18 protein-coding genes and 1 tRNA gene are annotated in these 22,394 nt (G+C 73.2%); 10 read left to right on the top strand and 9 right to left on the bottom strand.

All coding sequences use genetic code 11. The annotated features are described in order from the left end of the window. Positions 1-221 precede the first annotated feature (221 nt). A complete protein-coding gene (locus tag WMF34_RS20440) occupies positions 222-542 on the bottom strand; it encodes a hypothetical protein (protein ID WP_012236580.1) in 321 nt (106 codons plus the stop codon). A gap of 279 nt (positions 543-821) precedes the next feature. Between WMF34_RS20440 and WMF34_RS20435 the strand changes: the two genes are divergently transcribed. The 5 genes from WMF34_RS20435 to WMF34_RS20415 all read left to right on the top strand — a co-directional run bounded on the left by WMF34_RS20435 (position 822) and on the right by WMF34_RS20415 (position 6,026). Then, positions 822-1,364 (top strand): hypothetical protein, encoded by a 543-nt coding sequence (locus tag WMF34_RS20435; protein WP_437994265.1) that lies wholly within the window; start codon positions 822-824, stop codon positions 1,362-1,364. Positions 1,365-1,457: 93 nt separating this feature from the next. Continuing rightward, positions 1,458-1,530: transfer RNA gene (locus WMF34_RS20430), tRNA-Gly, on the top strand. Between the two features lie 305 nt (positions 1,531-1,835). Continuing rightward, positions 1,836-3,284 carry a flippase gene (locus tag WMF34_RS20425; RefSeq protein ID WP_044965320.1) on the top strand — a complete coding sequence of 483 codons (1,449 nt, stop codon included), beginning with the start codon at positions 1,836-1,838 and terminating at the stop codon, positions 3,282-3,284. A 388-nt stretch (positions 3,285-3,672) separates the two neighbouring features. Further along, on the top strand, positions 3,673-5,049 hold the full coding sequence (locus WMF34_RS20420) for a serine/threonine protein kinase (RefSeq protein WP_437994264.1): 1,377 nt from the start codon (positions 3,673-3,675) through the stop codon (positions 5,047-5,049). Between the two features lie 152 nt (positions 5,050-5,201). Continuing rightward, positions 5,202-6,026 (top strand): hypothetical protein, encoded by an 825-nt coding sequence (locus WMF34_RS20415; protein ID WP_437994263.1) that lies wholly within the window; start codon positions 5,202-5,204, stop codon positions 6,024-6,026. Here the strand turns inward: WMF34_RS20415 and WMF34_RS20410 are convergent. Together WMF34_RS20410 and WMF34_RS20405 are read right to left on the bottom strand one after the other, a co-directional pair. Further along, positions 5,987-6,250 (bottom strand): GlsB/YeaQ/YmgE family stress response membrane protein, encoded by a 264-nt coding sequence (locus tag WMF34_RS20410; RefSeq protein ID WP_012236575.1) that lies wholly within the window; start codon positions 6,248-6,250, stop codon positions 5,987-5,989. The genes WMF34_RS20415 and WMF34_RS20410 overlap by 40 nt on opposite strands. Positions 6,251-6,750: 500 nt before the next feature. After that, positions 6,751-8,607 (bottom strand): serine/threonine-protein kinase, encoded by a 1,857-nt coding sequence (locus WMF34_RS20405; RefSeq protein ID WP_437994262.1) that lies wholly within the window; start codon positions 8,605-8,607, stop codon positions 6,751-6,753. 252 nt (positions 8,608-8,859) lie between these two features. On the opposite strand from WMF34_RS20405, the gene WMF34_RS20400 reads away from it, so the two are divergent. Continuing rightward, positions 8,860-9,939, top strand: a complete 1,080-nt coding sequence (locus tag WMF34_RS20400; protein ID WP_012236573.1) for a hypothetical protein — start codon at positions 8,860-8,862, stop codon at positions 9,937-9,939. A gap of 26 nt (positions 9,940-9,965) precedes the next feature. Here WMF34_RS20400 and WMF34_RS20395 read toward each other — a convergent pair whose 3' ends face one another. Then, the gene (locus WMF34_RS20395; RefSeq protein ID WP_437994261.1) at positions 9,966-11,468 is read right to left on the bottom strand and encodes a serine/threonine-protein kinase; all 1,503 of its coding nucleotides are present in this window, start codon (positions 11,466-11,468) and stop codon (positions 9,966-9,968) included. Positions 11,469-11,738: 270 nt separating this feature from the next. On the opposite strand from WMF34_RS20395, the gene WMF34_RS20390 reads away from it, so the two are divergent. Beyond that, positions 11,739-14,270: a hypothetical protein gene (locus WMF34_RS20390; protein ID WP_437994260.1), complete on the top strand. Its 2,532-nt coding sequence runs from the start codon at positions 11,739-11,741 to the stop codon at positions 14,268-14,270. A gap of 4 nt (positions 14,271-14,274) precedes the next feature. Further along, positions 14,275-16,473, top strand: coding sequence for an ATP-binding protein (locus WMF34_RS20385; protein ID WP_437994259.1), 2,199 nt, complete (start codon positions 14,275-14,277; stop codon positions 16,471-16,473). A 37-nt stretch (positions 16,474-16,510) separates the two neighbouring features. Here the strand turns inward: WMF34_RS20385 and WMF34_RS20380 are convergent, their stop codons facing one another. The 4 genes from WMF34_RS20380 to WMF34_RS20365 all read right to left on the bottom strand — a co-directional run bounded on the left by WMF34_RS20380 (position 16,511) and on the right by WMF34_RS20365 (position 19,888). Next, the gene (locus WMF34_RS20380) at positions 16,511-17,701 is read right to left on the bottom strand and encodes a phosphodiester glycosidase family protein (RefSeq protein ID WP_437994258.1); all 1,191 of its coding nucleotides are present in this window, start codon (positions 17,699-17,701) and stop codon (positions 16,511-16,513) included. A gap of 159 nt (positions 17,702-17,860) precedes the next feature. After that, positions 17,861-18,265 carry a hypothetical protein gene (locus WMF34_RS20375; RefSeq protein ID WP_437994257.1) on the bottom strand — a complete coding sequence of 135 codons (405 nt, stop codon included), beginning with the start codon at positions 18,263-18,265 and terminating at the stop codon, positions 17,861-17,863. A gap of 83 nt (positions 18,266-18,348) precedes the next feature. After that, positions 18,349-18,855, bottom strand: coding sequence for a hypothetical protein (locus tag WMF34_RS20370; RefSeq protein ID WP_012236567.1), 507 nt, complete (start codon positions 18,853-18,855; stop codon positions 18,349-18,351). Positions 18,856-19,099: 244 nt separating this feature from the next. After that, positions 19,100-19,888, bottom strand: coding sequence for a hypothetical protein (locus WMF34_RS20365; protein ID WP_437994256.1), 789 nt, complete (start codon positions 19,886-19,888; stop codon positions 19,100-19,102). A 136-nt stretch (positions 19,889-20,024) separates the two neighbouring features. Here WMF34_RS20365 and mutY point away from each other — a divergent pair, with 136 nt between their 5' ends. Together mutY and WMF34_RS20355 are read left to right on the top strand one after the other, a co-directional pair. Further along, positions 20,025-21,215, top strand: a complete 1,191-nt coding sequence (gene mutY, locus WMF34_RS20360) for an A/G-specific adenine glycosylase (RefSeq protein ID WP_437994255.1) — start codon at positions 20,025-20,027, stop codon at positions 21,213-21,215. A 381-nt stretch (positions 21,216-21,596) separates the two neighbouring features. Beyond that, positions 21,597-21,752, top strand: a complete 156-nt coding sequence (locus WMF34_RS20355) for a hypothetical protein (RefSeq protein WP_020736650.1) — start codon at positions 21,597-21,599, stop codon at positions 21,750-21,752. A gap of 78 nt (positions 21,753-21,830) precedes the next feature. On the opposite strand, the gene WMF34_RS20350 is transcribed toward WMF34_RS20355, so the two are convergent. Continuing rightward, on the bottom strand, positions 21,831-22,394 hold the full coding sequence (locus tag WMF34_RS20350) for a hypothetical protein (protein WP_012236563.1): 564 nt from the start codon (positions 22,392-22,394) through the stop codon (positions 21,831-21,833).

Below are 22,394 nucleotides of genomic sequence, written 5' to 3'. Positions count from 1 at the left end.
CTGATCGTCGACAGGGTGGGAATGGGCCCGGAGCGCGGCGGGTTGAGGGGCCATGAAGCGGTCGCGCCCGGACGCTCGTGCCTGCGCGGGAGATGCTGCGCAGCAGCGCCGCGCGGGGCCGCGCGGCCGCGATCGCACGGCGCCTGCCCAGGCTCAGGCGCGCAGCGGATGGATCGGCTCGACGCGGCGCGGACCGAGGAGGTCGCGGCGCATCGGGGGCTTCACGGCGAGGAGGTGGTGCCGGGAGGAACGAGCCCTGCCGCAGGCGACGCGCTCGCCGCAGGCAGCCGCCTCATGGCGCCCGCATCGAAGGTGCGGAGCGTGTTGCGCCCGCAGTAGGGGCACAACCACGCCACGTCGAACCGGTCGAGGTGAGCGTTGATGCTGTGCGCCGGCGCGAGCTCCTTGTCGGCTTCACCGGCGGCCGACCGGCCGCGGGGGCTCCGGGTGGCCCACCCGGCGGTGACGTGCCGGTGCTCGTCCAGGGTGGCTGACAGGCTTGCCTGGCACTCGCAAGGAGTGGAGATGAGAAACCGACTCATGCGTGACCGTCCTTCGTAGATGTTTCCGTAGACCTTGCTGGCATGCCGCGTCGCGGCGTGCTTGCGGGCGCCGCGGCTGCGAACCGAGACGAACGAGAACCGAGACGAACGAGAACCGAGACGAACGAGAACCAAGACGAACGAAACCCGAGACGAACGAAACCCGAGAACCGGCGACGAGGAAAGAAGCGCGCCCTCATATAAAGGTTGGTCAGTTTGAGCTCAAGGGGTGTTAGCCTGGGGCACGGTTGCCCTGGTGTAGCTGAGGAAGGGGAGTCCATGACCGTTCGACGTGCACCTCGTGAGCGCGAGACGCCGCCCTCGGGCAGGTTGCAGGTCGTCGAGGCCCGCCGGCCTGGGCCGCGCTCGGTGCGCGGCTTCAGGATCCTGCTTGCGCACGACGCCCGCGCCGCGACCTGCGACGCGCTCGCCCGCGCGATCGAGGCGGCGGTGACGAACGTCGAGATCGTGGACGCCTCGTCGATCGACGACGCCCTGCTCGCGTCGGCGACCGAACGGTTCGACGCGTGCCTCGTCTGCCTGGACCTGCCGCCGGCCCCGCTCGGCGGTGCGCGCCTCGCGAGCGAGCTCGTGGACAGCAACCACCCGGTCGTGCTCGTCACGCGGAGCCTGCGCTGGCTGCCGCCGGACAGGCCCATCCTGCACCAGCTGCCCTGGATCCCGCCGGACGCGGGCACGATCGAGATCTCCAGCGCGATCGCGGCGGCGACGAGCGACTGCGACAGCGCCATCCGCGCGCGCTCGCCGCTGCCGGGCGAGACGCTCGGCGCGCCCACGCTCCGCGCTCGCGCGCGCCGGTAGGCGCCGGTCGCGGCGCGGCTTGGTCGGGATCGAAAACGAAATGAAGGGGTTGCTAAGCGGCCCCGGATTCGGTAGAAGCTTCCTCCACCTCGCGCGGGACTAGCTCAGTTGGTAGAGCATCAGCTTCCCAAGCTGAGGGTCGCGGGTTCGAATCCCGTGTCCCGCTCCGAGGATCGCCGACCCCCTTTTGCGCTGGCGATCCTCCTGCACCTCGGGTGCTTCGAGGTTGAGGGACCCCTCGCGCTGGAGCGTCGTTTCAAGGGGCGCTTCGTGATCGAGCCGCGTCTCGGACGGCGCCTCGTACTGAGCTCGGGCGACGGCGCTCGCTGAGCGAGCGCCTGCGCTCGCGCCACCGGGCAGCGCTCGCTGCGCGAGACGGACGCGCTCTGGGGGCGCACGACGCTCGAATCGGGGCCGGTCCCGCTGCGCGCACAGCGGTGCCCGACAGCATGGGGACACCGGGAGGTGTTCATGAAGGATGGCCGGCGCATCGCGCTGAACGCGGCGCTGATGCTCCTGAAGCAGGCGATCATGGCCGTCCTTGGCGTCGTGTTCGTCGGCTATCTCGCGCGGAAGGTGGGGGTCGCCGCCTGGGGGGAGTTCCAGGCGTCGCTCGCGATCGCGGGGATCGTCACGATCGCCGCAGGCGTCGGGGTGAGGGGATACCTGGCCCGGGAGGTCGCCGTGAAGCCCGAGCTCGGGCCGCGTCACCTCGGCGCGGCGCTCGCCATCCGGGGCGTGACCGGGACGGTGGTGCTCGGCGCGACCGTGGCCGTCGTGCTGGCGACGCGCTCGGGGCTCGGCGCGCAGCTCATCGTGCTCGCCGCGGCCTCTCAGCTGGCGACGCTGCTCTACTCGACCATGTGGCTCTCGTTCGAGGCCCACGAGCGGTTCCAGTACATCCTGTACGCGGAGCTCGGCGCGCGGCTGTTCGTCATCGCGCTCTCGGCGGCCTTGCTCGCGCTCGGCTTCGGCGTCGTCGCCGCGGCCGTGGCGTTCCTGCTCGGCAACGTGCTGGAGCTCGCCATCACCTCGCATTACCTCCGCGCCCGCCTCTACCGGCCCGAGCTCACGACGCCGCCCGCCGAGCTCTGGCAGATCGCGAAGCGCAGCCTGCCGATCGGCGCGCTCGGGGCGCTCTCGAGCGCGCTGCTCCAGATCGACCGCGTCATGCTCCGCGCGCTCTGCGACGAGGAAGCCGTCGGCGTCTTCAGCGCGGCCTGGGTGCTGAGCGAGAACTTCAGGATGCTCCCCGACGTCCTGCTCGGGGCCGCCTTCGCGGCGGGCATGCGCCTCTACGTCCAGGATCGCGACGCGTTCGGGCGCCTCTACGGCGGTTGCATGCTCGTCGCCGCGCTCTTCGGGCTGCCCGTCGCCGCCGGCGTCTTCCTGCTCGCGCCAGACGTCATCCAGCTCGTCTACGGAGGGACGGGCGACTACGCCCCGGCGGCCGACGTCCTCCGGATCCTCGCGTGCAGCGTCCCCGTGACGTTCGCGTTCCAGGTCGTGACGCTGCCGCTGCTCGCGGCGAAGCGCGAGGTCGCGATGGTGAAGCTGCTCGCGCTGGCGCTCGTCGCCGACGTCGCGCTGAACCTGCTCCTCTTGCCGCGCTACCGCGCCATGGGCGCGGCGTGCGCGACGCTGGCCGTGAGCGCCGGCGCGCTGATCGCGTCGTGGGGCATCTCCGCGCGCTGGGCACACGTCGTGGAGCTCGGCCGCATCCTCGCTGTCCTCGCCGCGACGGCGGTCATGGCCACCGCGGCCTACGTCGCGCGCGTCCTCGCCGGCATGTGGGCGTCGATCGCGGTGGGCGTCGCCGTCTACGCCGTCCTCCTCGTCGCGTTGCGCGTCGTCTCCCTCCGCGAGCTGCGCGCGCTGCTCGCGCGCCGCGTCCGCGCCTCACCCGCCACCGTGGCCTGACCTGCGTTCCATCGCGGGCGGGCCCGACGCTGCGCGCGCCCCGCTGCGCCGCTGTGTGGAGCACGGGGCCGTCGAGTTTTCCGCATTTTCCGCCGGGAGCAGCGCTCGCCGTGGGTCTCTGCGGCTGCCGACATGCGCTCTCATCCGGCGGGATCCACGCAGGACCGCGCGATGGCCATGGCTCGGAGGTGACGCTGCCGCGGCACTTTCCGTGGCATGCAGCGTGAATAGCGAAGGCGCGATGTGGCGGCGCGGGCAAGTCCGGGGGCTGGCCGGGGTGGGGCGACTCCGGCAGTGGATGGCGCGGCGGCCGTCCTCGCTTCGCGCGTTCGGGATGCCGGCGCGAAGCGAGGGGGGCGCGGCTGGGCTGCCGTGGAGATATCGAGAGATGGACCTGCCCATGGGCGACGGCGGCTATGCGTTGCTCGCGCGCCTGTCGGCGGGCGGCATGGCGGAGCTGTTCCTCGCGTGCCGGCGCGGGCCGGCAGGTATCGCCCACCCCGTCGTCGTGAAGCGTCTTCGCCCCGAGGCGAGGCGAGATCCGTCGATCGTGCGGATGTTCCTCTGGGAGGCCTGGATCAGCGCCCGGCTCCAGCACCCCAACGTGATCCGGTTCCACGACTTCGTCGTTCACGAAGGACGCCATCACCTCGTGATCGAGTACGTCCCGGGCTGCGATCTGGCCGCCGCCGCGCGCGCTCTCTTCGCGGAGGGGCGGCCGTTCCCGCTCGAGGCGGCCATCGAGATCGGCCTGGGCGTGCTGCGGGCGCTCGGGCACGCGCACGGGCTCCGCGACGACGGCGGGAAGCTCGTCGGCCTCGTGCACCGCGACGTGAGCCCGCAGAACGTGCTCCTCTCGCTCGAGGGGGAGATCAAGCTCATCGACTTCGGCGTGGCGCAGATGACGGGGATGAGCGGCACGGAGGAGGCCGGCCCCTTCGGCTCCCCGTGCTCGTCCGACGACGCGGCCCCGTCGAGCGGCGGCGGCACGGTGAAGGGAAAGCTCGGCTATGTGGCGCCCGAGCAGCTGCGCGGGCAGAGGGTCGACGCGCGGGCCGATCTCTTCGCGGTCGGCGTGATCCTCTTCGAGCTGCTGACGGCGCGTCGCCTGTTCCACCGCAAGGACGACGGCGCGACGATGGGCGCGGTGCTCTCCGGCGAGGTGCCGGCGATCGCGCCGCTCCGCCCCGCGTGCCCGGCGCTGCTCGAGGGGGCGATCCGGCGCGCGCTCGCGCGCGATCCCGAGGGCCGCTTCGAGACCGCGGCGCAGATGGAAGAGGCGCTCGCCGAGGTGCTCGCCTCGCTGCGCCGAGCGCCGAGCGGCGGCGACGAGCCGAGCTCGAGCGATCGCGGGCTGCTCGCGGGCCAGGAGATCGCCGCGCTCGTGCGCGAGGTCGCGAGCGGGCGCGATCGGCACCGGTCGCTGCTCGTGCGGGGCTGCCGGAGAGCCGCCGGGTCTCGCGGGCGCACGGGCGCGCGGCGGATCGCCGCGGGCCGCTCAGGGGACGATCGCGGCGAGGTGACGCCAACGCTGCGCGGGACGGACGCGCGCGCCTCTGCGCCGGAGGAAGGGAGCGAGCGCAGCGAGGCCAGGAGCGCCGTCACGCCGGACTGGAGGGACGCGCGCCCGCTGCGGCGCGCTCGACTCCTGCCCTGGCTCGTGATCGCGGCGGTGACCTTCGCCGCAGGGGCGCTCGCCGGCAGGGCGATCGGCGCGTTCGACGGCGGCGCTGCGCCGACGAGCCGCGGCGCGCCCCGCGACTGACGAGCGCTCCAGCTCCAGCGCCGGCGCCGCGGCGCGGAGAGCCGCGAGACCTGGGAGATCTCCATTCGGCGCCGCGGTCGTGAGGCGTCGAACGCGAGCGGCCGTTGGTGTTGGCGCGGATAGCGACGGGCTCGCTAGCCTTGTCCGGCCTGATGCCCGTCCGGAATCTCCTGAGCCGTTCCCGCCCGATCGCTGCGCTGGCTGTCCCCCTCCTCGCGAGCTTCACCCTCGCGAGCTTCACGAGCAGGAGCGCGCTGCCGTGCCCGGTCGCCGGTGCGCCGGCGGAGCCGACGGAGCTCGGCGCGGCCATCGAGCGGCAGCCGATCTGTGTCGGATCGACGGTCGCGAGCGCGGGCGAGCTCGGCGACGTCCTGTACTACCGCAGCTCGGTCGGAGAGGACGGCGAGGTCTCCGTCGGTTATTACGCGTTCTTCTCGGAGGAACGGCCGTGGGGCAACAACTGGCTGACCTGGACCGTGCTGCCCGCGCTCGCGGTGGACCTCGTCTACACGCACGCGCTGCTCTTCGCTCCGGGGGTCCAGCGCGCCGTCTACGGCAAGGGCGACGTCGAGGGGTTCAGGATCGTCTACAGCGTCGGCGAGGGGGGGCGGCTCACCGCCGAGCGCGGCGCAGCGGACCGCGGTGATCACGGGGAGGTGCAGCTCGAGCGCTCGGATCTGCTCTCGATCGATCCCGAACGCCCCACCGTCTACTCGCGGTGGTGGAGCCACCAGCTCGGCGGGCGGGGCGCGGGGCCGGGCGATCTCGCCTATCGCCGCTGCTTCGGCGCGGGCGCCATCCGGCCGCTGCCGCCGGACGTCGCGCTGGATTTCCGCCTGGATCGGCGCGCCGCGCCGGCCCGCGTGGTGCCTGCCGCCGCGCTGCTCGGGCAGCTCTCTGCCTCGCGGCGGGGCGAGCCCGTCGATGGCGGGAGCGCTCAGGGCCTCGTCGTTCGCCGGCCGATCGTCGCGTTGTAGATGGCGAGGAGGATGATGGCGCCCAGGATCGACGTGAAGAAGCCGCCGCTCGACTGATACGACGGATAGAGCCCCAGCGCCCGGCCGATGAAGCCGCCGAGCAAGGAGCCGGCCACGCCCAGCAGCGCCGTGACCACGAAGCCACCCGGGTCGCGGCCAGGGGTCAGCAGCTTGGCGATGATGCCGACGATGAGGCCAAACAGGATCCACAACAGCACGGACATGGTTCGCTCCTCTCGACACCGCGTGACGCCGAGGCCCGTCCTCCCGCGTCGACGTGGAGGCCAGCGTCCAGCGTTTCGTCCGGCTCAGCGTCTGCAGACGACGTGCCGCGCGCGGTGAGCTCCGTTCGCACCGCCATGAAGCGGAGACCCGGTGGCCAGCGTGAACTGCGTCGCCATCGGGCGCGCTGCGCTGGGCATCGGCTGTACATCGGCGCGCAGCGGCGCGCGCGAGATCGAGGATCGCGGCGCGCTCGGCGCGCTCGGGGCGCGGGGTGAGCGCTTCGTTCGCACCGCGCGCGGCTCAGCCCTCGCCGTCGGTCTGCTTGTTGTCGTTTTGTTGTCGTTCCTCGATCGCCCCGAGCTCGATCCGGGCGTCGCGTGGGCAGGCGCTGGCGCGTCGCCCGGGCCCGTTGGTCCGCCGTGTCCCGGCGGGTACCCGCGCCCGCGACGCGCGCACACGAGCAGCGCCGCGGACCCGGCGTGCGGCCCGGCTGGGGCGTTCACCGTGGTGGTCCGGAAGGGCAGGTGGGGTCCGGCTCCGGGGCGCGCGCCGGCCACGCGCGCCCCTCGGCGGTCGGGGGCGCCTCGCCGTCGCGCTCCGGCGATGGCGAGGTGAGCGTGGCGAGCGCGGCGCTTGCAGCGTCGAAGAGCAGGCACAGCGATCCGCCGAGCACCGTGGCGGCGACGGTGCCGATCACGACCGGAGCGAGGCGCCCGCGCCGGCGTCGGCGCAGCGCGACCAGGCTCCGCGATCCGCTGGATCGGTGCGCTCGAAGCAAGAAGAGCGGCTCGATCGCCGGAGCGCGCTGGGCGCTGGCCGGAGCGTGCGCGGGGGGCGACGCCTCGGCGGGCGGGGGGGCCGCGTCCGGGGCCGCGTCCACCGGCGGCGCGCCGTCCGGCGCCGGGGGTGAGGCCGCCTCGACGAGCGCAGCCGGGGGGCAAGGCGTGGAGCGATGGCCGACCCACGTTGGAGCGGACGAGTCGTCTCGCCGCGCGGCCGGCGGAGAGCAGGGCCGATCGAGGTGCGCGCTCTCCGGCAGAGACGGCGAGCGATAGCCCACCCATGTCGAGGCTCCCGCGGAGCGCGCCGTGGCGGCGTCCTCCGCGGAGGACCTCCAGCGCGACGAGGACGCCGTCGCTGGGCGCGCGCTCTCCGAGGGGCGCGGAGAGCGGCTGAGCGCGGCGTGCTCGTCGGCGGCGGAGCGCGCCCGGCGCAGCGCGATGTGCCCGAGCGCCTCGCGCAGCGCGCGCGCGCTCTGCGGGCGATCCTCTGGATTTTTGCGCAGGCACTGGAGGATCAGCGCCTCCAGATCCGGATCGAACGCCGGATGGATCGCGCTCGGTCGGGGCGGCGGGGACTCGACGTGCGCGGCGGCGAGCGCGACGGCCGTCGGGCGCTCGAAGGGGAGCCGCCCCGTCGCCATCTCGAAGAGCAGCACGCCGCACGCGTAGACGTCGCTCCGCGCGTCGACACGCTGCCCTGCGGCTTGCTCCGGGCTCATGTAGGCGGGGGTTCCGATGACGAGCCTGCCGCCGTCCTCGTCGGGCACGGGGAGCAGGGGCGAGCCGCCGAGCGCGCCGGAGCGGTCGTCGTGGAGCAGCTTTGCCGTCCCGAAGTCGAGGAGCTTCACCTGCTCGAACGGCGCCCCGTCGTCGTCGACGCGGGGCACCAGGCGGATGTTCTCGGGCTTGACGTCGCGGTGGATGACGCCCGCGTCGTGGGCGTGCTGCAGCGCGGAGCACAGCTGGCGCATGATCGAGACGATGCGCTCCGGGGGCAGGATCGGCGCGGCGTTCAGGAGGTCGATGAGGTCCTCGCCGTCGAGGTGCTCGGTGACCAGGTACCAGAGGCTGGGCGGGGCCGCCTCGTGCCCGTCGGCGCTCGCGCCGAGCGCGCCGTGCAGGCTCACCGGCTCGCAGCCGAAGTCGAGGACGCGCACGATGTTCGGGTGATCGAGCCGGCTCGCCGCCAGCGCTTCGACATGGAACCTCAGCACCGCGTCTCCGGCGCGGACGCCGCCGGAGCGCGACCTCTCGTCGGAGCGCGACCTCTCGCTCACGCCGCTCGATCCTCGGTGGGCGGCGCCCTCTCCGCGCGGCGACGCGGCGACGCGCGTCGTGCAGACGCGGCGGCTGGCTCCGCCGCCCACGCGCGGCGCGGCGACGCGCTCGTGGATGACCTTCACCGCGCACGCGCGCCCGAGCCCGAGGTGCCGCGCGCGGTAGACGCGCCCCATCGCGCCGGCGCCGATCATCTGCTCGACGAGGTACCGCCCCCCGAGAAGGCGTCCCCTGAGGAATCGCTCCGAGGACGGGAGTCCCGCGTCGAGGGGCGCGGAGGCGCGGAGGCAATCCATGGCGCGTTCCACGCAGCAGAATGGGTGCCATCGCGCTGTGCGGACGGTTCACAGCGGCCGCGAGGCGGAGCGTCGGGCGCGGCCGCGCCGCGGGCGCCCTGCGCCGGCGCTCGCGGCGCGGCTCCGAGCCTCCCGCGCGCCGCGCGCATTTCGCCCGGGAAAACCCCGCCTCCGCCCGGGCAGCGGCGCCGCGAGGGCTGATTTGTTCCGTTGTCGACGGCGTGTGATAGCGTGGCGCGCGAGGAGGCCTGAGTGCTCTTGAGACGATGCGTTCCGTTCGCTGCGGCGCTGTTCCTGCTGCTCCCGACAGGCGACGCACTTGCGCAGTCGGACCAGGACAGAGCAGCGGCCCGGTCGCTGGCCACGCAGGGCGCCGAATCGTTCACGTCCGGCCGCTTCGAGGAGGCGATCGATCTGCTGGGTCGCGCCGAGGCGCTCGTGCACGCTCCGACGCACCTCCTGCTGATCGCGCGCGCACAGGTGCGCCTCGGCCGGCTCGTCGCCGCGAAGGAGACCTACCTGAGGATCGTCCGCGAGGAGCTCCCGCCCACCGCGCCGTCTCCCTTCAAGAGGGCGCAGCAGGACGCGCGGGAGGAGCTCGCCGCGATCGAGCCCAGGATCGCGTCGCTGCGCATCGCGCTGGAGGGCGCCGCCGGCCGGAAGATCGGCGTGAAGCTGGACGGCCAGCCGGTCGCGGACGCGCTGCTCGGCGTGCATCGCCCGATCGATCCGGGCAATCACGTGGTCACCGTGGTTCCACCGGGCCTCGCGCCGATCGAGCAGGGGGTCACCATCGGCGACGGCGAGCGGAAGGAGCTGAAGATCCCGGTCCCGGAAGGCCCGGCCGTGGTCCCTCCGCCGGGAGGCTCGGTCGAAGGGCAGGGCACCTGGGGCGGCGGGCAGGCCGAGGTCCCCCCTGTCGCCCCGCCTGGCACCCCGGAGCGAAAGACGAACGCGGCGATGCTGGGCGGAGGCATCGCGGCCACGGCGCTCGGGCTCGGCGGTGTCGTGGTGGGCTCGGTGTTCCTGGCCAAGAGCAGCGGGACGCAGAAAGAAGCGAACGACCTCAGCGCCTCGCGCGGGTGCGAATCGCAGGGCAGTGCCGGCGCGGAGTGCGGCCCGGCGATCCGGGCTCAGATCACATCGCTCGACGCCGATGCTGCGTCACAGCAGACGATCGGCGCGGCCGGTCTCATCGGGGGCGGCGTGCTGCTCGCCGGCGGCGTGACGCTGCTCGTACTGGAGCTGACGTCCAAGCCGGAGCCCTCGAGCTCCGCCTGGATCGCCCCCTACGTAACGCCGACCGGGCTCGGGGTGCGCGGCGCGTTCTGATCCGAGCGCTCTGGGTGGCGCGGGCGTCAGTAGCCGAAGTCGCCCGGCACCCCCGGCTTCTGCGGCTTCTGGGGCGACGTGCTCGGCTTCGTCGACGGCGTCGTCTGCGGCGGCTTCGTGACGGGCAACGGCTTCGTCTGAGGAGGCTGTGGGCGCGGCGGGGGCGGCTTCACCTGGGCCGAGGAGGCGGTCGGCGCCGCGACGGGCTCGGCGGTGACGGGCGGCGCGGGCTCTGCGGCCGTCGCGCTCGCGGTGACGATCGGCTCGGGCGGCGGGGGGGTCGGCGCGGGCGGAGGGGGCGAGGGCGCCGGGATGGCCGTCGCGCTGACCGCGCTCGGATCCGCGCTCGCCGCGCCCGTCGTCCCGCTGTGTCCGAAGGCGAGCCAGACGGCGACGCCCGCGCCGAACAAGCTGGCCGCCCCGGCGATCGCGGCGAGGAGCGGCATCCTGGACGGCGGGCGCGTCGAGCGGCCCGTGACCCCTGACGAGGCGCCCCACGAGTTCGCGGTCAGCTGCGGCGTCTGGCCCATGCCGGGCACGGCCGGCGCATTCTGGACACCCCACGGCGGCTCGGTGCGGGTGGGCGGAGGGGTGGCCGTCTCGGGCTGGGACGGCAGCGACAGCCGGGGGAAGGTCGTCCGCCCCGTGGTCAGCAAGGCCAGGCTGGGCCGCGCTGCGGCCCAGGCGAGGAGCGCGTTCTTGAACTCCGCGCAGCTCTGGAAGCGGCCCCCCGGCTCGCGCGCCATCGCCTTCTGGATGATCCCGGAGAACTCGGCGTCGAGGTCGGGCACGAGCTGCTGGGGCAGGGGGGCCGGCTCGAGCACGATCTTGAAGAGCAGCTCGTTGAAGGTCGCCGCATCGAACGGCACCTGACCGGTCGTCGCCTGAAAGAGCAGGACGCCCATGGCGTAGATGTCGGTCCGCTGATCCACGGGGCTGGAGCCGCGCGCTTGCTCGGGCGACATGTAGTACGGCGTCCCGACCACCGCGCCCGTGCGCGTCATGCTCATCTCCGCGCCGGCGAGCGGCGAGAACTTCGAGACGCCGAAATCGAGCACCTTCACGAAGTTGCTGAGGCCGGCCTTCGACGGGACGACGAAGATGTTGTCGGGCTTGAGATCGCGGTGGATGATCCCCGCGGCGTGCGCGGCGCCGAGCGCCTCGAGCACCTGCACCATGATCGGCACGGTGATCTCGGGCCCGAGCCGCCCCATCCGCTCGATCTTGGCCCCGAGGGTCTCTCCCTCGAGGTACTCCATGACCATGTACCGCGTGCCGTCCGGCAGCACGCCGAGGTCGAGCACCTCGCAGATGTGATCGGAGCCGATGCGCGCCGCGGCCTGGGCCTCGCGCTCGAAGCGCGCGACGGACTCGGCCTGGCTCGAGATGTTCGCGTGCAGCAGCTTGATGGCGACGCGGCGCCGGATGCGCACGTTCTCGCCTTCGAAGACCGCGCCCATGCCCCCCTGGCCGAGCAGCCGGACGATCCGGTACTTGCCGTCGATGATCTCGCCGACCAACGGATTCATGACAGCGTTCCCGGTCCGGAGAAGCAAATCACGCCGCCAGGCTAGCACGGTCGCCCGAGGCCGGCCTACGCCCTCGCAGAGCGACGACGGGCGTCGCCCTCACCCGCCGCCGTGCGGCGTGGACGCCCCACACGAGGATCGATGGCGTGGGCGCGCGGCCGCCTGAGCGCCCGAGCGCCTGAGCGCCTGAGCGGCCGACAACGAACGAACGCCCCGCTCCCGCGATCCCCGGGCCGGCGCAGGGGATCTTCGTGATAACGTCGCCCACGTATGCCGGTTTACGAGCTGTCCGTCGATGGTGCGCTGGTTCGCGAGGCGGAGAAGATCGTCTCCCTCGAGGGCCGCGCGTTCCCGACGCTCGTCATGCGCTGGGAATCGCGCCTCTTCGACCAACCTTGGCTCACGACGCTGGTGCTCGATTACGTGATCGCGTTACCGCCGCTCATCGTCGGGCAGGCGACGTTCAACGAGGTCAGGATTGCCGCCTTCACCGGCGGCGCCGGCACGAAGTTCATGTACTTCGGCACCGAGATGAGCGCGAGCGTGCCTCGGATCGCGCCCGAGATGGAGAACACGATCGCCCCGACCGCGCTCTACCAGGAGTTCCGCCTGGACGAGCAGGCTTGCCCGATCCCCTATCTGAAGCTGATCCAGGTCAGTCCGCGCATCTACGGTGAAGGGCTCCAGAACTACTACTCGCCGCCGATCAAGGTCGAGCGCTACGACGGGGTGGCCTCGCCGGAGCACATCGCGGATTTCTTCCCGAAGGTCGTCGCGAACCTCGATCCGGTGAAGGGGACGACGCTGGTCGATCCAGCGCAGGGCTTCTGGACCGGCGCGCGCTTCCTCGGCGCGACGTCCATCGCCATCCTCCGACAGGGGCGCGTGGTCGGGCTGCACCGCCGCACTGGAAAGACCGACAAGGACCCGATCCCGCCCGAGGTGAAGCGGCGCGATCCGCGGCTCGACGTGCGCGCCGACTGGGTCGCCGTGGACGTCGGCGCGGCGTCGACGGTCGTCGCCGTCCGGGGCGAGCGAGGGGGCGCCGAGTTCGTCCGGATCGGCGCCGACGCGCCGCTCCGGGTGTCCGCCGACAACGAGAACCCGAGCGAGGTGGCGTTCGAGGCGCTGGCCCGGACGACGAAGGCGTGGCGCGATCGGGTGATCCTGCCCATGACGCGCTGGGGCGACGTGCTCGTCGGGCACGCGGCGCGCGACATGCGCCTCCGGCCGGGCGCCGACGTCCACGAGCGCGCCGCGGCCTCCCTGCCGGCCCTGCCGCTCCTGCGCGAGCGGACCGAGCGCGGCGAGCCGTTCCGCCTCCGGGGCAGGAGCGACCCCGACACGACCGAGGCGCTGAAGAAGCCGGCGCCGCCCATCATCGACGAGGAAGGGATCGGCGCGCACGACCCGTTCGATCCGCTGGAGCTCTACGCGTACTACGTCGGCCTGCACCTGAACCAGCGCTCGCGGGGGCTCTCCACGCGCTACGCGATCACGATGCCGACGGGCTGGTCGCCCGAGCGCCGCGAGAGCGTGCTCGTCGCCTTCCGCCGCGGCATGTTCCGGAGCCTGCCCGCGGGCCTCTGCGAGTACCACGACCTCGACGGCCTGCAGGTCGTCGACGCAGGGCCATCCGCGATCGCCTATGCCGTCCAGGCGTTCCGGATGTTCGGGATCCAGCCGCGGGACGGCGGCGTCCCGTTCTGCGTCATCGACGCCGGGGCCAGCGAGGCGGGGCTCGCCTTCGGCATCCTGCGGAGCGCGAAGGCGCACGAGGCCGCAGAGGGGCTGGAGCGGATGGTCGAGTACCTCGAGCCCACGGCGATCCCCTGGCTCGGGGGCGAGCGGCTCCTCCACCGGATCGCCTACAGGGTGTACTCGTCCAGCCAGGCCGCGATGCGCGATCGCCGGATCCCCTTCGAGCGCCCGCCCGAGGAGGAGCCGATCGAGGGCGCGGAGGATCTGCTCGCTCCGTCCCCCGATGGGCGCGCCAACGCGTGGGCGCTCAAGGAGCTGCTGCGGCCTCTCCTCGAGGGGGGGCCGAGCGCGCCGGTCGCGGAGCGGATCTCGCTGGTCGGGCTCGACGGGGCGCCGGCCGTCGTGCCGCTCTCGATCGACCGCGGCGCGCTGGGCGGCGCGATCGACGCGTGGTTCCGCGACGGGGTCGAGGTGGTCCGCCGGCACCTCGAGGGCGCGGTGGCGAAGATCGGGCGGGAGCCGGATCCTTACCAGGGGCTCAGGATCCTGCTCGGCGGGCGCCTCGGGATGAACCAGCGCTTCGCGGAGCTGCTCGCCGGCGTGCTGCCGGCGGGCGTGCAGGTGCACCGCTTCAAGGAGCCGGACAAGGCCAACCTGGGCGCGCCCACCGTGAAGATGGCGGCCGCGCTCGGCGCGCTGTCGCTCCGGTTCGATCGGATCGGGGCCACGCTCCGCGCGGAGAAGCGCGACGCGTTCCGCTACCGCGTCGGGCGCGCCCGCCACGGGCAGCTCGCCGACGTCCTGGATCCGTCCGTCGACTACGACGTCTGGCGGGAGGTCGGCGCTTGCTTGAAGCCCGAGGTCGAGCTCCTGTTCATGGCCGCCGACGACGAGGGGGAGGTCGCGGCGGACGATCCGCGCGTGCGCCGCGCGGTCTGCGCGCTCGGGCGCGGCGCCGTCGGACAGCGGCTCTATGTCCGTGCCGTCGGGCCGGCCCGCGCGGAGATCAGCGTGGGGCCGCCCGGCGGTGAGCCGGCCTCCGGCGCCGTCTGCTGGACGGTCCACCTCGAGAGCGGCGCCGCAGAGAAGACCGGCGGCTGAGCGCATGGGTGCTCCGCGGCTTCACGTGCCACACGACGATCCCGATCCCGGGGGACAGGCCCACGCCGGCGCAGCGCCAGGCGGCCTGGCCGAGGTCCATCAGGCCGAGGCCCGGCTGGCCGCGCACCTCGCGACGACGAGCGCGCTGCGCGAGGCGGCCTCGCTCGCGGAGGCTGCTCCGCGCGTGCTCGCCGCGCTGATCGACCACCTCGGCTGGGACGTCGCCGCGCTCTGGCTCGCGGAGCCGGAGCCGAGCGCCGCGGGCGACGCGCCGCGGTCCGCGGCGAGACCGAGCGCGCTCCGCTGCGTCGAGGCCCGGTCGGCGGCGCACGGCGATGGCGAGGCGCTCGCGGAGGTGCTCCGCCAAGGGCCGACCGTCGCCGCCGAGTCCGATCTCGTCGGCGAGGCCTTCCTGCGCGGCGCGCCGGTGTTCCGCGCCAGCGTCGTCGACGCCGTCGAGCATGCCGCGGGCGCGCCGAGCTGGGAGCGCGCGGCGTGCGCCGTCCCGATCCCGTGCGGCCCCCGCGTCGCCGGGGTGATCGAGCTGAGGAGCCGCGCCCCGCACCCCGGCGACGAGCAGCTGCTCCGCGTCCTTGCGTCCGTGGGCAGCCAGATCGGGCAGAGCATCGCGCGGTGGCGCGCCGAGCGGGAGGGCGCGCGCGCCGCGGGCGAGCTCCGCGCGCTGTTTCACGCCATCCCCGATCTCTGCTTCCGCCTCGACGCCGAGCTGCAGATCGTCGACCACAACCAGCCGCGGCTCTCCGAGCTCCACGTCGCGGCGGAGGCGCTGTCGGGCAAGCGCATGACCGAGGTGCTCCCCCTGGAGCTCGGGGAGCGGCTCGAGCGCGCGAGCCGGGAGGCTCACGAGGCGGGCGCCGTGGTCGCGCTCGAGCACGCCGTCGCGAGCGCCGGCGGAGAGCGCCACGTCGAGGCGCGGGTGATGCCGTTCCTCGAGGGGCACGTCCTCGTCCTCGTCCGCGACATCACCGAGCGGCGGCGCACGGAGGAGGCGCTCCGGCAGCGCGAGGAGCGCTCGCGCGAGTCGCAGAAGATGGAGGCGCTCGGCCGGCTGGCCGGCGGCATCGCGCACGACTTCAACAACATGCTCATGGTGATGCTCGGCTACGGCGAGCTCCTCATCCGCCGCCTCGGGCCCGACAGCGCGCTGCGGCGCGACGCCCTCCAGGTCACGAAGGCCGGGGAGCGCGCCGCGGCGCTCACGCGGCAGCTCCTCGCGATGAGCCGCCGCAAGGCGCTTCAGCGCGAGGTGCTCGACATCAACGCGGTGGTGCTCGACATGCAGACGATGCTCCAGCGCCTCATCGGCGAGGACATCGACCTGCAGACGAACGTCGGCCGGGATCTCGGCGCGATCAGGGTCGACAAGAGCCAGCTGGAGCAGGTCGTCCTGAACCTCGTCGTGAACGCGCGCGACGCGATGCCGAGGGGCGGCAAGCTCGTCGTCGAGACCTCCCTGGGCGAGCCTGGCGAGAGCCCAGCGGCGAGGTCGTTCGCGCCAGCGGAGCGCGACGACGACGACGCGCCCGCCGCTGGAGGGCCCCCCTACGTCGTGCTCTCGGTGACCGACAGCGGCAACGGGATGGATCACGACACGCTCTCGCACCTGTTCGAGCCGTTCTTCACGACGAAGGCGCGAGGCAAGGGCACGGGGCTGGGCCTCGCCACGGTGTACGGGATCGTGAGCCAGAGCGGCGGGCTCATCGAGGTCGAGAGCGAGCTCGGGCGCGGCACGACGTTCCGCGTCTACCTCCCGCGCGTCGAGGAGCGCGCCGAGGTGGCGCCCGCTCGCGCGCGGCCGTCGCCGGCGGGCGGCGACGAGACGGTGCTCGTTGTCGAGGACGATGACGCCGTCCGCAAGCTCATCGTCGATGTGCTCGAGCGGCGCGGCTACGGCGTGCTCTCGGCCGCGAGCGGCGAGGAAGCGTTGGCGATACTCGCGCGGGAGGGGGAAGACGCGGTGGATCTCCTGCTCACCGATCTCGTGATGCCGGGCATGAACGGCCGCGAGCTCGCCGAGCGCGCCGTCGCGATCCACCCGCGCGCCCGCGTGCTGTACATCTCCGGCTACGCCGAGGACGTCCTCGCGGGCGCCGAGCCCGATCGCGAGCTCGCGCTGCTGCAGAAGCCGTTCACCCCCGAGACCCTCGCGCAGCGCCTGCGTGACCTGCTCGATCGCCGTTAGCGAGGCGAGCTCTTCCGGGCGCGGCGAGGGCCGGTGGTCACCGGCCGCCGCGGTCGAGGGCGTCGCTTTCGGGCGCCGGATCGGCGATCCCGAGCGGCGCCGACGGCCGACGGCGTCGCAGGTAGAAGAAGTCGCGCTGCGCCGGCTCCGCGACGTACTCCTCGGGCTTGAACTGCACGTCCGGGATCAGCGCCGAGCTGGCGCGCGGACCCGCGCCGTCCGCGCCGCGATCGTACAGGAGGAAGCGCGGGTAGGCGTGGTTGACGTCGAGCTCCGCCACGTCGTGCGCGCCCGCGGCCTTCATCCCGCGGGCGAGGCTGCGGGCCGTGACGGCCTCGCCGAGCCCGTAAAAGAGCAGCTTGCCCGTCGCGTCGACGCCGAGCGCCGAGCGCCGGATCACCGTCTCGCCGCTCACCGTCGCGCCCCAGTCCCGGTTCGAGTCGTACAGCGCGTGGTGGAGCTCGCCCTGCTCGACCAGGCAAGGCGGCGTCTGCCGGTACGCGGCCATGCGGGCCTCGCCGTCGCGCAGCTCGGGCCAGGTCCGGATCCGCACCGCGCCGCTGCGGTAGAGCGCGATCGTGCACGCCCTGTCGCGCGGCGGCAGGAACGTGTCGCCGTCGAGCATCATCCCGTAGTGGCCGTGCATCGCCTTGAAGCCCCCGTTGAAGGCGGCGACGAGCTCCGCGGCGTGGCCTCCTGGGACGAGGCCAGGGCGCCGCTCTGCCGGGATGTCCGGCGAGAACGGCTCCTTCGTGCCCGCGACCAGCCGGAGGTCGACGCGCCCGAGATCGATCGCCACCACGGCGATGGCCGCGAACACGCGCTTCGGGTCGGGGTGCACGACGCTCTTCCAGAGCACCTGCGCCTCGCCGGGCCGGGCGGCGCTGTCGCCGATCGGCGTCCAGACGCCGTCACCCGTGGCCGCGACCTCGGGGAAGGGCGGCTGGAACGAGGCGGGCGACGTGACCGTCTCCGCCTCCGGGCCCTCGGCGCTCTCCACGGCCTCCGCGGCGGCGGCGGGCGGGGGCTCCCAGAACGTCTTCGGGGCCGCGTCGCGGTAGAGGGTCCGGTTCAGCCGATCGGCGACGCCGTACGCCACGTCCTCGGCCCACGCGACAGGCGCAGGACCGACCACGGCGCGCACGCCGTCGGCGAGGGCCGGGCCGAAGCCGCGGACCTCGTGGATGCCGTACCAGAGCGCCTCGACGGCGATCGCGCAGAGCGCCACGCAACGCAGCGCGCGCTCGGGCCAGCGAGCGCGGGATCGCCGCCCGCGCAGGGACCCGCTCGCAGAAGGGGGCGAAGGGTTGTCCAAGGCGATACCGAGGCTACCCGATCGCGCGGGCAGCCCCAAGTTTCGGGCTTCGAGCGAGCGCGGCGGCGCTCGTTACGGCTGCCCGTGCGCCATCGTCCGAGGGCCATCCTTGAACAGGATCTCGATCTTGCCCCGATCGATGACCTTCGCGACCACGCCGTCGCCGAACTTGCTGTGGTGGATCAGCTCGCCCTCGCCGAAGGTCAGCGTGACGCGGTACGGCTTGAACGCCCCGGACGGCTGCCCCGCGATGGCGCGTTCCCACGCGAGCGTCTGATCGCGCTCGGCGCGCTGGGCGGCCGTGAGGCGCTCCGCGCCGCCGCCGCGCGGCGAGCTCGACGCCGCCCGCGGCTCGCTGCTGCTCCGAGCGGAGGCGCGCGCCGCCGCGCGGTTCTCCCGCTCGCTCTTCGGCTGGCGGTAGAGGTGGTGCGACATGCAGGTCTTGCACTCGACCTTCTTCACCACGTCGCCGACCATCGCGATGATCCGATGGGTAAGATCGAGGCGGCACTTGGTGCACCAGGCGTCAACTTCGCCGCCCGTCCTAAGCTTTTTCGTCGTCACTTCTCCTCACGGCGCCGGTCTCGCCCGGTCTCTTTGCTTCGGTCTTTGACGTTCACCTGAGCGGTGACCTCCGGCTTCGGCAACCCGGTCCTCGGCTCGTCCTGGCTGTCGTCTCGCTTGGCCGCTTCGTTGGGAATGAAGCGGATCTCGGTCTTGATCTCGAAGGAGAGCTTCGTCAGCACCTTCGTGATCTCGTCCGCGAACTGGGTGTGCTCGAGCACATCCCGGATCTCCTTCGCGACGACGCGGTAGAGACCGTTCTTGGTCTCGTCGATCTGGGTATAGAGGTAGTGGAGGACCTCTTTGGGCAGCTTGAGGTCGCCCACGAAGTGTCGGAGGTTCTCGGGCCCCTCGCTGAGCTTGTCGATGCCGCTCTCGACGGCCCGCTCGACCACGCGCTTGAAGATCTCCGGGATAGCGCGCTCGAAGAGGCGTTTCTTCTCGCCTTCGCCTTCCACCTTGTCCCCTTCGTCCTCGCGGAGCGGCTCGGTGTCGTCGGCCATGGCTCGGGCTCCCCTAGCGGGACGGGGCGGCCACGTCAATGCAGGGGTGCGTGCAGGGTGCCGGCGTCGCGCCATGGTCCATGGATCTGCCGGATTTTGACGACGATGGGGAGCCTTTCGCGCGCGTGCGGCAGACGAGAGAGCTCTGCCTTCGAGCTCTCGCAGCGGACACTGCAGTGACCCGGACGGAAACCGTGGCGCCCGCGATGTCCGTGGATCGGGCGATGGTCGAGGCGGCGCCAGCTCAGAGCTCCTCGTAGGCGTCCGTCTCGTTGTTCATTTCGTACGTCTCGTCCGCTCCAGCTTCCGCTTCCGTGCCGGCATCGCCTTGGCGCGCTCGCTTGTAGGATTTCAGCATCCAGACCTCCGCTGCGAACCGGCCACTGCCGCGGCGGGCGCTGATCTCCACGATGGCGTTGTCGTCCTCGAGCGGGCAGAAGGGCCGATCCGGCTGGACGATCGGCCATGCGTCCTCGGTGCCGTCGCTGGCGATCATCGCCCCGCGGCTGCTCCGCACGGCGACGTCCAGGTTGAGGACCCCCGGTCCGCCGACGGCGAACACCCGGTAACACGCGCCCCGGACCGCCTGCAGCTTCTCCGTGACGATCGCGCCGCCTTCGGCCACCTGCCCTTCGATCGGCTTCGGCGAGATCCGGCGCATGCCGTTCTCCGGGCCGCAGAGCAGCGACAGGCGCGTCACGTCCTTCAGCGGATCGCCGCTGATCCTGAAGTTCCCATAGCAGCGCACCCAGGGACCGCCGACGCGCACCGGGAGGACCGGCAGATCGAGATCCGTGCGCGCTCCGGCGTCGCCCTCGCCCTGTCCCGCGTCGACGTCCGCGAGCCCGCCGGTCCCGATCGTCGCGGTCGGGTGCGTCGGCGCCGCCGAGAGCACGACCGCGGGGCCTGGCTTGCCCTCCCAGGGGCGCGGCTCGTCGCGGCACCCAGGCGCGACGAGCCCGAGGATCAGCGCGGCGCAGAGGCGCGCTGCCCGAGGGAGCAGCCGGGGTGGGCAGGGGCGCCGGGACGACACCGCGGTCGGCTCTTGCGCTAGAGTCCCGCGCGATGGAAGCGTTTTCTGAGCACCGCGAGCGGCAGCCGCGCAACCTCAGCGATCCGTGCGACCTCGGCGATCCGCGTCGACAGCGCAGAGGCAGGGCCCTTCGCGCGTGAGGACGACGTCTCGCCCGCCGCGCCGCCGCGCCTCGTCCGGTGAGCAGGGCGCCGGCGCCACTCCGCCCGCCGCGCCGGACCCGGGCGAGCGCGACCGGGAGATCGCGGCCGCCCTCGAGGCCTGGTTCGGCCGCGTCGCGCGCGACCTGCCGTGGCGGAGGACGCGCGACCCCTACGCGATCTGGCTGAGCGAGGTGATGCTCCAGCAGACCCGCGTCGAGACGGTGATCCCGTACTACGAGCGCTTCCTCGCCCGCTACCCGACGGTCTTCGCCCTGGCCTCCGCCGAGATCGACGACGTGCTCTCGCTCTGGAGCGGCCTCGGTTACTACCGCCGCGCCCGCGTGCTCCACCTCGCCGCGCGCGAGGTGACCGCGCGCCACGACGGCGCGCTGCCTCGCGACGTCTCCGCGCTGCTCGCCCTGCCCGGCGTCGGCGCGTACACCGCGGGCGCGATCGCGAGCATCGCGTACGATCAGCCGGTGCCGCTCGTCGACGGCAACGTCGCCCGGGTGCTCTCCCGCATCGAGGGCATCGACGACGACATCCGCAGCACCTCGGGCACGCGCAAGCTCTGGTCCACGGCCGAACGCCTCGTGCGGGGCTCGGCGGACAGCGTCCATCCCGGACGCTTCAACCAGGCCTTGATGGAGCTCGGCGCCACCGTGTGCACGCCCCGGAATCCCCGCTGCGATGCCTGCCCCGTCGACGGCGCGTGCGTCGCGCGCGCCACGGGGCGGCAGGCGGAGCTGCCGGTGATCGCCCCGAAACGCGACGTCCCGGCGGTCGCGATGGTCGCCGCCGTGGTGCGGTCAGGCGATCGCGTGCTCTTCGTCCGGCGCGCCGAGGGAGGTCTCTTCGGCGGGCTCTGGGAGCCGCCCATGGTCGAGGCGCGCTCGCTCGCGGACGCCCGCGCGCTCCTCGAGCTCGTGGGCGTCGCGCGTGACGCGGCGCTCCGCGAGGTCGGCCGCGTGCGCCACATCCTCACGCACCGGCGCCTCGACGTGACGGTGGCGCGCGCCGAGGTGGCGGCCCCCTGGCGCTTCCGGGCAAAGCTTGCCTCCCCCTACGAGAAGGCGGCGTGGCTCGATCCGGGCGCGCTGGATATCGGCGTTTCCAAGCTCGCGCGAAAGGTCCTGTCCGCGGCATCGGCGCCGGACGCCGGAACGGCGCGAAGACCGCGATGACCGCGCGCGTGCGGGCTGAACGCCTGCGCGCCTCGGCCGCCGGCGAGGCCGGAGGCGGCTCGAAATCGCGGTGTTGCGGCGCTCCGGGCGCGCCGCGCTCCGCTGCGGGCGGGGAGCGGCGCGGCTTGCTGCTGAGCCGCAGCGACGCAGCGGCGCGGGCCAGGGCGAAAGCCATATGTCGCCGTGGAACGCCGCGGGCTCCGGCGCTGCTGCGCCAACGTCGTGGCATGGAAGGCGCTTGGTGAGATGACGGGCAGGCCCTCTAGCCTCGAGGCGCCGGCGGTGGCCGGAGCTCGACTCAAGCCTGGGAGCTCAAGCGACATGGATGCGCGACGACGGACCACAGAGGCGCTGCCCACGGCGAGCGTACCTGTGCGATCCATGACGGTGATGGCGGACGACGGAGCGCTGTACGTGCTGCCGCTGTGCGAGCGGATCGTGCTCGATGTGCTGGCCTACGAGGACGAAGGTCTGCTGGCCTTCATCCGCATCGACGGAGAGGTGGTGGCGGAGCTGCCCGTGCTCGGTCAGGCGTGACCGGGCCAGACCTCGTCGCGCGCCGTGCGTGACGGCGCGCCGCGACCTCGGGCCGTCACGCGCGGCGCGCGCTGCCTGTCAGCCCGCGTGCCGTCGCATCCGCTGGGTCACCGGTTGCTCGTCCTCTCCTTCGGCGTCCGGCTCTACGGACTCGACGTCCTCGTCTTCCAGGAGGTAGGGCAGATCGCCGTCGTCGTCGTCGTGCGACATCACGACGTCGCTGATGTCCTGGCCCCTCGTCGCGCCTTCCAGGAACTCCGCTCCGAGGTCGCTCGCCAAGTCGGCGGCGGCGTCGGCGGCGTCCGGGTTCACCTCGAACTCGGTGCTGCCGGCGTCGTTCGGGTGGTGGTGGTAGCCGCGGACCTCGTCGTCGAGCGTCGGGATCACGTCGCTGATCTCGCTGCGCGGGTTCACCTTGCCCCGCAGCGGGGGCGCCGCCGCGGCGTCGAGCATGTCGACGAACGGCTCGTCCAGCTCGCTCGCGCCGGCCCACGTCGCGGCTTCATGGGCCGGCTTGCGGGGCCTTCCCGGTTCGCTGCGATCTTCTCGTTCTCGACGCCGCGTCGCGCTGGCGCGCGGCGCGCGCAGCGCCGACGGCTGTGCGGCGGTGCCCTGCCTGCCTCGGGTGCTTGAATTGCTCAC

Origin of the sequence: Sorangium sp. So ce145, assembly GCF_051525985.1 — a bacterium.
Lineage (GTDB): Bacteria > Myxococcota_A > Polyangia > Polyangiales > Polyangiaceae > Sorangium > Sorangium cellulosum_B.
Note: the sequence above shows the minus strand (reverse complement) of the source record. Positions and strands in the feature narration are given on the sequence as shown.